Raw genomic sequence first — 2,456 nt, 5'->3', positions numbered from 1 at the left:
CCGGCGAGCTTCCTGAGCCGGGGCGCCAGCTCCAGGGGATCTACGGTCTGATCCAGGTAGAACACGCTGGACACCACGTTGGCCGCCCGGTGCAGCTCTTCCTCGCTGTAGCGTACTACGTCGAAGAGGATGTAGGAGAAGTCCAGCAGGCGACCGGGGAACCGCTCGTGCCCCGACTGGTACTCCCTGAAGCTCCTGCRGGCCGTCCAGCCTCTCTCGCCGTTGTAGATGACGGCGGGGACGATGGCCGGCAGCCGGGAAGCCCTTGCGCCTCCGCTCTTTCTCCGGGGTATTGTTGTAGACGTCCCGCCATATTTCCAGCATGTATTGCAGCAAGCGGAAGGGCATGGTGTGGTCCACGGTGGACTGCAGTTCCAGCAGGATGTAGAATATTACTTCGCTACCTTTTGTCTTCAGCTTGTAGATAATGTCTGCTTCTTTCTCGCTGAAGTCCTGCAGGACGTAGGACTTTTCCACCCGCACCAAGCTGTCTTCGTCTATGTCTTTTGTCCATTCTTCCCGGACAAAGGTCTTGAGCAGCTCCAGAAAGGCCCGCTTGCTGGAGAGAAGCTCTCTGTATCCTCTGTCGTGGGTRTGGTGGGGCTGTCTTTTTCTGGCACCGGCACAATCCTCCTGTGGCTGTATTATACCATATCGGACGGGAAATTGACATGGGGCGGGGCTGAGGTGGAAACTGAATCGCGCGGTTGGTGAAAAGAAAATGCCCCCGCCGGTGTGTGACCGGCAGAGGTCGCTAGATAAGTTAACAAGTTAAGGCCTGGCACCGTTAATTTTTTATCTGAAGAGATGGAAAATAAGTGACCTGTCAAACAGTCTTTCCTGTCAATTATCCTGGCGACGGATTGCTTCTACATATTCTTTGTATTTCACTTTAGCATTTGGTCCTAGTATTTTTAAAATTTTATCTGGTTCTACCAAGGCATCAACTTTGTCATTTAAAAAATAATTATAGCTGCTCCACAGGTAATCAGCAATGTTTTCGCATAACGGAATCTTTGTATTCACAGGGTTAAGGTGAATATACCTACTGTTTTCCAGGAGTTGGGCATCATTTTCAATTAGTTTCGCTGTAAAACGGTCCTGATAAAGACGGCCTGTAAATTTATACTTTTTGTTAAAGTAAGTGACATACCGCCAGTTGAATTTGGTCATTATTTTTGTGATACTATGGTCTATGGTTTCAATAATCATATGGAAATGGTTAGTCATTAGACAATAGCATAATACCTTAAATGGCATTTCCACTTGTATTTCCCTAAGTATATGTAAGAATATTCGTCTGTCTTCATCGTCTCTGTAAATGTTTAGCCGATGATTTCCTCTGCAAATAACATGGTATATGGCTCCTGGGTACCAAACCCGAGGTCTCCTGCCCATGGTTTAACCCCCAATGTCTTTCTTACTATTTTACATCATGTGATAATAGAATAAATTTAAAATTTGTCGGCGGTGGTGTCGAGTTGTGCTATTCATTGAAACTGTCGAACTCCAAAAAATAACCCAAAAAAGAAAAGAACTTGCACTTTAATTTAGTAAAATGCAAGTGTTTTTTGTGCAATTTCCCCGATTTGCCGGGGGCGGTGCCTGGTTCCGTCCGTCGGTAACTTTTTGTGCTCGTATACAACTTTCATGCGAGACGGTACCTGGCACCGCCTRGGTAGCCTTTCATTGAAACCACCAGACCCRAAAGGATGACCCGGAAAAGAAAAAGTACCGTCACTTTAGTTTAGTGAAGTGCCAGGCACTTTTTGGAGGCACTTTTTGGAAATCCCTGGCAGCGGTTTTCTGCCAGGGATTTCCTCGAGCAAAGAATGTCACCAACGGGAGTCGGCCTGCCGGGGCACCGGCGCGAGGCCAGGAGAACGAGGGAGCCCCCGGAGGTTCCATTCCCCCAAAAAAGAAAAGAACKTGCACTTTAATTTAGTAAAATGCAAGTGTTTTTGGTGCAATTTCCCCGATTTGCCGGGGGCGGTGCCTGGTTCCGTCCGSCGGTAACTTTTTGTGCTCGTATACAACTTTCATGCGAGACGGTACCTGGCACCGCCTAGGTAGCCTTTCATTGAAACCACCAGACCCGAAAGGATGACCCGGAAAAGAAAAAGTACCGTCACTTTAGTTTAGTGAAGGTCGAGTAGATGCGCGTCTCTCCAGCTTTAGGAGCACTTTGTTTTCCCGGTTTCTCCCCGTTTCCTCTGGGAGTGTCACAATATTTGCTCCATGGCTGAATTGAGCACGCACCCCTCACAGAACCGTGCTGGCGCGATTAACGCACACGGCTCCTCATATCAACATTTACAGATATAGCCAATTTCTGTTTTAAGCTTGTAGATGTTAACATAGGTTTTGGGCCGAGGAATAGGATATCTTTTAAGGAATAAGACGAATTTACCCCAGTCAAAACTTCTTCGCTGACTGCGCCGGTTCAGCCATTTGAA

Annotated in this window: 1 protein-coding gene and 1 pseudogene; both read right to left on the bottom strand. The window is 47.6% G+C overall.

What is annotated here, in order from left to right; translation table 11 throughout:
• Positions 1 to 645, bottom strand: a pseudogene (locus P378_RS11070) (Rpn family recombination-promoting nuclease/putative transposase); the annotation flags it as partial.
• A gap of 198 nt (positions 646 to 843) precedes the next feature.
• Entirely contained in the window at positions 844 to 1,398 is a 555-nt protein-coding gene (locus tag P378_RS11065) for a transposase (protein ID WP_099083292.1), read from the bottom strand.
• Positions 1,399 to 2,456: the final 1,058 nt, after the last annotated feature.

It is taken from the genome of Desulforamulus profundi (assembly GCF_002607855.1).
The sequence above is the reverse complement of the archived record's forward strand: the minus strand, read 5'-3'. Positions and strand labels throughout refer to the sequence as shown.